Consider the following 6,757-nt stretch of genomic DNA (forward strand, 5'->3'; position numbering starts at 1 on the left):
CACCTCGCACCTCGCACCTCGCACCTCGCACCTCGCACCTCGCACCTCGCACCTCGCACCTCGCACCTCGCACCTCGATTTTCAGCTCAAAACTCAATTTAGCAAACGTTTTCCCTGCTTTTTATGCTAGAATCGCCGCAATTTTTCTCTTCCTTCGATTTGACACTTTTTGGAGACAACATGAAACGCGATTTAGCAATGGCCTTTTCCCGCGTAACTGAAGGCGCAGCGCTCGCTGGCTACAAATGGCTTGGCCGTGGTGATAAAAACGCGGCAGATGGCGCAGCCGTTGAAGTGATGCGTACCTTGCTGAACAAAACCGACATCTGTGGTGAAATCGTCATTGGTGAAGGTGAAATTGATGATGCACCTATGCTCTACATCGGCGAAAACGTTGGTCTAGGTGGTGACGAAGTCGACATCGCAGTCGATCCTATCGAAGGGACTCGCATGACCGCTATGGGCCAATCCAACGCCCTTGCGGTCTTAGCGGCTGGCGAAAAGGGCAGCTTTTTGAAAGCGCCGGATATGTACATGGAAAAACTGGTAGTTGGCCCCGGTGCAAAAGGCGTGATCGATCTCAACCAGCCACTTAAAGAAAACCTCGAGAACATCGCACAAGCGCTTGGAAAAACGCTTGATACCTTGGTGGTGATTACCCTTGCTAAGCCTCGTCATGATGAGGTGATCGCCGAGATGCAACGCATGGGCGTACGCGTCTTCGCAGTGCCTGATGGGGATGTTGCCGCTTCGATTCTCACCTGCATGCCGGATAGCGAAGTGGATGTGATGTACTGCATTGGTGGAGCCCCGGAAGGGGTCGTTTCTGCTGCAGTTATTCGTGCATTAGATGGTGACATGCACGGTCGCTTGCTGCCCCGCAATGAAGTGAAAGGGGATACAGAAGAGAATCGTAAGTTCGCGGCGTTTGAGCTTGAGCGATGTGCTGAAATGGGTGTTGAAGCAAACAAAGTGTTGAAGCTGGAAGATATGGCTCGTAGCGACAACGTTATTTTCTCGGCCACGGGCATTACCAAAGGCGATTTGCTAGAAGGGATCACCCGTACTGGTAACATTGCGACCACTGAAACACTGCTGATTCGTGGCCGCTGTCGCACCATTCGTCGTATCAAGTCGATTCATTATCTTGAGCGTAAAGACGACGAAGTGAAAGCGATCATTCTTTAATCCACTTTCGCACCAAGATACGAATAAGGCCGCTTCAAGCGGCCTTATTACTGATCATCAGTCTAACGTCGACGGATCCGATAAGCACAGCGACGTTCCCCTTGGATAATATGTTCACTGCGTTCAACATGACACTGCTCGCCAAGCAGTTTCTGAAATATACTCAATTCGGATTGGCACAAACTCGGACAACGAATTGCCGCTTTGCAAATTGGACAATGATTTTCAGTTAAGAGAAAACCTTCATCCGTTTTCTCCAGCTCCGCCATATACCCTTCTTCTTCACGCATCGCCGTTAGCTTTTCCAAGCGACTGGTTAGGTCTAAGCATGCCGCCAATGCTCTTTCATAGTGGAGAAATGTTTTCTGCTCTCGCTCAGCGGCCACTTTCGCCAAACCTTCAACACCAAACAGCGCCTCTACCGCATCAATCACTTGGATGGTGAGTTCCCCGTGGCGATCGGCAAACTGATCATGCCCTCTTTGTGTCAAAGACCAGTGACGAGTAGGGCGTCCGATTTTCACTTTCACATCGTGAAAGCTCACCATTCCATCCTCTTCAAGGCTTTGCAAATGTTGTCGGGCTCCCATGGTTGTCATACCAAGCTCCGTTGCAATCTGCTTTGCCGTTACCTCGCCATCACGTTTAATAGATTGAATAATCCTATCTATGGTCTTCATACATCCCTCTCACCCGATAGAGATATTATGCGCCATAGGGTTAGTAAAGAAAAGTCTTGATAATCTATTACCATACTTAGTGAAATAACAAGGGTGCCTCTTCACCACCACACTATGCTAGACCTCTAAATACAGAGAATGAGCGTCTTATTTTTAAGACAAATTAATTGCAACCTTTCCATTTTCAAAATCTGACATATGCTTTGTTTATAGCTACTGTTTATTTTATCAACAGCACCAGATAGGGAGAGGCGCTATGGGCAGTCTTCAAACGGAGCAACAATTACCATCGTTTGATGAAATGATGGCGCTCGCCGCAGAAAACCCAAATGCTTTTAATCAATTTAAACAAGAGATGTGTCACGAGATGATTCAATCTGCTTCGGAAGCCATGAGAGAGAGGTTAGTCGCACAGCAAAGCCACATTGATTTGGTCATTAGCCGTTGTAAGAACCCTGTTCACACTAACGTGGTGTTGATGAATGAGTTAACCAAACAGATGGTAAAATTTCGCGAAGCCCTTGATAGTGATGGCTCAGACACATTGAATCAAGACGCACAAATCATTCCTTTTACCCCAAAGACTTTCTACTAATGATTCACACCAACAAAAGAATTAAGGCCCAAAACGGGCCTTAATTCTTTTGTTGCTCGGAGGATGGAACATTTACTTTTCTGGTTCCCCATAACGGTTTGGTCCTTCCGTGCCTTTCAAAAAGCCACACTCAAGTAAAATCCATGCTCCACACAGTAACGCGATTGAACCTACGATGGTTTCCATGCCTGTTGGCTGCTGAGTCAACGTACCAGACATTGGCGTTGCTAAACGGCCAAAAACTAATGGGATATTAAGGGACAGCCAATAAACAGATTTGTTCCTGTCGTGCCAACGCTTGGTGGTCACTGCCAAATCGGGGATTAAAATTACCAACAAAAATATCGGCAGTAAGATGTGGCTGTAAGATGGGAACAGCTTAGAAACTCCACTTACAAAACCCAAAATACCCAAGTAATAACACAAATTCCAAAGCCAATATGTTTTACGACCGATACGACCTTGGAAAGAAAAAAGCAGTTCTTTTAACGACATCAAATTAAATCCCAAACAAAATACACCACCGTTACCGAAAAAAGTAACGTAATGGGGATCAGTTTACCACCTTCTGAAAACTATCCTTATCCATATCTCGAATATTCACCGTCAAACTGCGCACATGGCTAGCGGTTTCCTGAAGGGCCGACATCAATTGACGTGAGAGCTCTCGTTTTTGTTCTTCGGTTCGTCCTGATAATAAATCAAAGCTTACATGAATAAAGTCGACACTGTCCCCTTCTTCTCCGATCAACCAATGGTGGCAGCGCAGCGTGCGCGACTTAACCGATGGCGCATCGAACAAACCACTTTTGATGGCTATGTGGTGAAGATCCTCCAGTAAACCAGGAATATTAACGCGCTCTTCAACGGAATTTGAATACTCTAAGACTAGATTTGGCATGATACTTCCTTTTGTTGCCGATTTTTGATTGGTAACGCTGACATAGAGTAATACCAAGCTCACCGACAAATTCCGAGTAATTGGCTATGGTTATGCAGGATAGATCACCAATCGTTTTCGTCTGAGCGAAATATCAGTGAATTTGACGCGCTCTGACCAGCCAAAGAAAGCGACAAGAAATGACACGAGTCATGATCTATCCACATATTTCTGTTATATTCCTACGTAGATTTTTTACATAAATTGGCTTCATTGGTTCGCCTGTGAAGACTTCGATTCAATAAAGATATGGAGATATTCCTATGCGTCGTCCTGTAGTGATGGGTAACTGGAAACTTAACGGCAGCAAAACGATGGTTGCTGAACTGCTAACTGGTCTAAACGCTGAACTAGAAGGCGTTGAAGGTGTAGATGTAGCGGTAGCGCCGCCAGCACTTTACATCGACCTTGCAGAGCGCCTAATCGCTGAAGGTGGCAACAAGATCATTCTTGGTGCACAAAACACTGACATCAACAACAGCGGTGCATTCACTGGCGACATGTCTCCTGCAATGCTAAAAGACTTTGGTGCTACTCACATCATTATTGGTCACTCTGAGCGTCGTGAATACCACAATGAATCAGATGAGTTCGTAGCGAAGAAGTTTGCATTCCTAAAAGAGAACGGCCTAAAACCTGTTTTCTGTATCGGTGAAACTGAAGCGCAAAACGAAGCAGGCGAAACTGAAGCTGTTTGTGCACGTCAAATCAACGCAGTGATCGACGCATACGGTGTTGAAGCGCTAAACGGTGCCATCATCGCTTACGAACCAATCTGGGCAATCGGTACAGGCAAAGCTGCAACAGCAGAAGATGCACAGCGTATCCACGCCTCTATCCGTGCGATGATCGCAGTAAAAGATGCTGCAGTAGCAGAGCAAGTGATCATCCAATACGGTGGTTCTGTTAAGCCAGAAAACGCGGAAGCTTACTTCGCACAACCAGACATCGATGGTGCTCTTGTTGGTGGCGCATCTCTAGACGCTAAGAGCTTCGCAGCGATCGCGAAAGCAGCAGCGAAAATGAAAGCGTAATTCAACGCCATCCTATCTTTGTATTTAGGGCGTATTTCTTCGGGAATACGCCCTTTATTTTAGCCTCAACATTTCTCGAATTTGATTTTGCCCTATTCTGTTCATCGAGAATCTTTTCTAATAAACTCACAAAGTTAGTTTGGCTAGATAATTGGAAATATAATTTCAGAGGACAACTATGAACATACTGGTCACTGGTGGCAGCGGTTATATTGGCAGCCACACCTGTATTCAGATGATCGAAGCAGGAATGACGCCCATCATTTTGGACAATCTTTATAACAGCAAGTTGCTGGTGCTTGATCGCATTGAACAGGTCACTGGCGTGCGCCCCGCTTTCTATCAAGGTGACATTCGTGACAGCGAGATTCTGCAACACGTCTTTGCTCAGCATGATATCCAGGGCGTCATCCACTTTGCAGGCCTAAAGGCAGTAGGAGAATCGGTTGAAAAACCTCTGATGTATTATGATAACAATGTGTCAGGAACCCTAAATCTCGTACGTGAAATGGATAAAGCTGGTATTAAGAGCCTTATTTTCAGTTCATCCGCCACCGTCTATGGTGATCCCGCCTCCGTACCAATCCGTGAAGATTTCCCAACCTCAGCTACCAACCCTTATGGCCGCAGCAAATTGATGGTGGAAGAGTGTCTGACTGACTTCCACAAAGCCAATCCTGATTGGAGCATCACCCTGCTGCGTTATTTCAATCCCGTTGGCGCTCACGAGTCGGGTTTGCTCGGTGAAGATCCTCAAGGCATTCCAAATAACTTATTGCCCTTTGTGGCTCAAGTTGCGGTTGGTCGACGCGAAAAACTGGGCGTATTTGGTAACGACTATCCAACACCAGATGGCACTGGGGTTCGTGATTACATTCACGTTGTTGATCTTGCAGACGGTCATTTGGCGGCTTTGAATAAAGTGGGGCAGCAAGCAGGATTGCATATCTTTAACCTTGGCACTGGCCAAGGGAATAGCGTGCTTGAAATGGTCGCTGCTTTTGAAAAAGCGGCTCAGCGTCCTATTCCTTACGAAATCAAACCTCGCCGTGCAGGTGATATTGCTGAATGCTGGGCCGATCCTACCTATGCGGAACAAGTATTGGGGTGGAAAGCGACACGCTCGCTAGAGACCATGGTGGTAGATACTTGGCGTTGGCAGTCCAATAACCCAAATGGCTATGAGTAATCGCCATCACTGACACGTTTGATTGTGTTGGCAACACAATAAGGGCGAGTGAGAACTCGCCTTTTGCTTGTGGGTACGATAGAAATAGAGGTCAGATTAATCCTCATCAACAAACTGGGCCTGTAAGTAGTTTTCAATACCCGTCAATTGAATAAGGCCTAATTGCGTCTCGAGCCAATCCACATGCTCTTCTTCATCTTCTAAGATATCTTGAAAAAGATCACGTGATACATAGTCGTGCACATCTTCTGCGTAAGCAATTGCTGCCTTTAGATCGGGAATCGCGGACATTTCAAGTTTTAAGTCGCATTCCAGCATCTCTTTAGTATCTTCACCGATCATCAACTTACCAAGGTCTTGCAGGTTTGGAATACCTTCAAGAAACAAAATGCGCTCAACAAGATGATCTGCATGCTTCATCTCATCGATCGATTCGTGATATTCCTTGTCCGCGAGGTGCTTAAGCCCCCAATCTTTGTACATGCGAGCATGGAGAAAGTATTGGTTAATGGCAATCAGTTCATTGCCTAATACTTTGTTGAGATGTTGAATAATTATTGGATCGCCTTTCATGACATAGCCCTCCTCTTTGGCTTCTATAACTGTAGAACCAATTGAGCAAGTGTCAAAAAGAAAGCCGATTAGGTTAACTGGCTTGCTTGAATAGTGCCGGAGCAGTCTCGTTGATAATCTCTTTCGCCATACGTATGCATTTGCCACATTGACTTCCCAATGCAGTGCACTTCTTGATTCCACGAACATCCGCAACACCTTGCTCAATAACAAGCTTGCGAATCTTTTTATCAGAGACACCGTGGCATAAACAAACGTACATAAAAGAACCTAGCAATTGAAATCACAACAGCAAATATAATAGATAATCATTATCATTACTATGTTTATTTACTCTTCCTTTAGACCAATTTGTTATTAGCTTTTGGTATTTTATATAAACGAAAAGAGGAAGCCAAAGCTTCCTCTTTTCTTGTGCGCTGTTCTTCAAATTGAAGAAGAGTGCAAGATTTCGTTTAATTCAAAGAATTAAGCGATGATCTTAGCAACAACACCAGCACCTACAGTACGGCCACCTTCACGGATCGCGAAACGTAGACCTTCGTCCATCGCGATTGG

At 45.4% G+C, this 6,757-nt stretch carries 10 protein-coding genes; 4 read left to right on the top strand and 6 right to left on the bottom strand.

The window, feature by feature from the left end:
- Positions 1 to 180 precede the first annotated feature (180 nt).
- On the top strand, positions 181 to 1,188 hold the full coding sequence (glpX, locus tag LZU85_RS19920) for a class II fructose-bisphosphatase (protein ID WP_176298925.1): 1,008 nt from the start codon (positions 181 to 183) through the stop codon (positions 1,186 to 1,188).
- Between the two features lie 62 nt (positions 1,189 to 1,250).
- Here the strand turns inward: glpX and LZU85_RS19925 are convergent, their stop codons facing one another.
- Positions 1,251 to 1,868: a helix-turn-helix transcriptional regulator gene (locus LZU85_RS19925; protein WP_176298924.1), complete on the bottom strand. Its 618-nt coding sequence runs from the start codon at positions 1,866 to 1,868 to the stop codon at positions 1,251 to 1,253.
- Between the two features lie 256 nt (positions 1,869 to 2,124).
- Between LZU85_RS19925 and LZU85_RS19930 the strand changes: the two genes are divergently transcribed.
- Entirely contained in the window at positions 2,125 to 2,463 is a 339-nt protein-coding gene (locus LZU85_RS19930) for a DUF3135 domain-containing protein (protein WP_176298923.1), read from the top strand.
- Positions 2,464 to 2,535: 72 nt separating this feature from the next.
- Here the strand turns inward: LZU85_RS19930 and LZU85_RS19935 are convergent, their stop codons facing one another.
- Together LZU85_RS19935 and LZU85_RS19940 are read right to left on the bottom strand one after the other, a co-directional pair.
- Positions 2,536 to 2,958, bottom strand: coding sequence for a DUF805 domain-containing protein (locus LZU85_RS19935; RefSeq protein ID WP_237288312.1), 423 nt, complete (start codon positions 2,956 to 2,958; stop codon positions 2,536 to 2,538).
- 58 nt (positions 2,959 to 3,016) lie between these two features.
- Positions 3,017 to 3,364 (bottom strand): 5-carboxymethyl-2-hydroxymuconate Delta-isomerase, encoded by a 348-nt coding sequence (locus tag LZU85_RS19940; protein ID WP_176298921.1) that lies wholly within the window; start codon positions 3,362 to 3,364, stop codon positions 3,017 to 3,019.
- Between the two features lie 302 nt (positions 3,365 to 3,666).
- On the opposite strand from LZU85_RS19940, the gene tpiA reads away from it, so the two are divergent.
- Positions 3,667 to 4,437, top strand: a complete 771-nt coding sequence (tpiA, locus tag LZU85_RS19945; protein WP_103277318.1) for a triose-phosphate isomerase — start codon at positions 3,667 to 3,669, stop codon at positions 4,435 to 4,437.
- Positions 4,438 to 4,615: 178 nt separating this feature from the next.
- Positions 4,616 to 5,626 (top strand): UDP-glucose 4-epimerase GalE, encoded by a 1,011-nt coding sequence (gene galE, locus LZU85_RS19950; RefSeq protein WP_176298920.1) that lies wholly within the window; start codon positions 4,616 to 4,618, stop codon positions 5,624 to 5,626.
- Positions 5,627 to 5,722: 96 nt separating this feature from the next.
- Here the strand turns inward: galE and bfr are convergent, their stop codons facing one another.
- The 3 genes from bfr to LZU85_RS19965 all read right to left on the bottom strand — a co-directional run.
- Positions 5,723 to 6,199, bottom strand: a complete 477-nt coding sequence (gene bfr / locus LZU85_RS19955) for a bacterioferritin (RefSeq protein ID WP_176298919.1) — start codon at positions 6,197 to 6,199, stop codon at positions 5,723 to 5,725.
- 73 nt (positions 6,200 to 6,272) lie between these two features.
- Positions 6,273 to 6,461: a (2Fe-2S)-binding protein gene (locus tag LZU85_RS19960; protein ID WP_130350762.1), complete on the bottom strand. Its 189-nt coding sequence runs from the start codon at positions 6,459 to 6,461 to the stop codon at positions 6,273 to 6,275.
- A 206-nt stretch (positions 6,462 to 6,667) separates the two neighbouring features.
- On the bottom strand, positions 6,668 to 6,757 hold a 90-nt coding region (locus tag LZU85_RS19965; RefSeq protein ID WP_080286574.1), incomplete at its 5' end, for an EF-Tu C-terminal domain-related protein.

The sequence above is a fragment of the Vibrio floridensis genome (assembly GCF_021852965.1).
GTDB lineage: Bacteria > Pseudomonadota > Gammaproteobacteria > Enterobacterales > Vibrionaceae > Vibrio > Vibrio floridensis.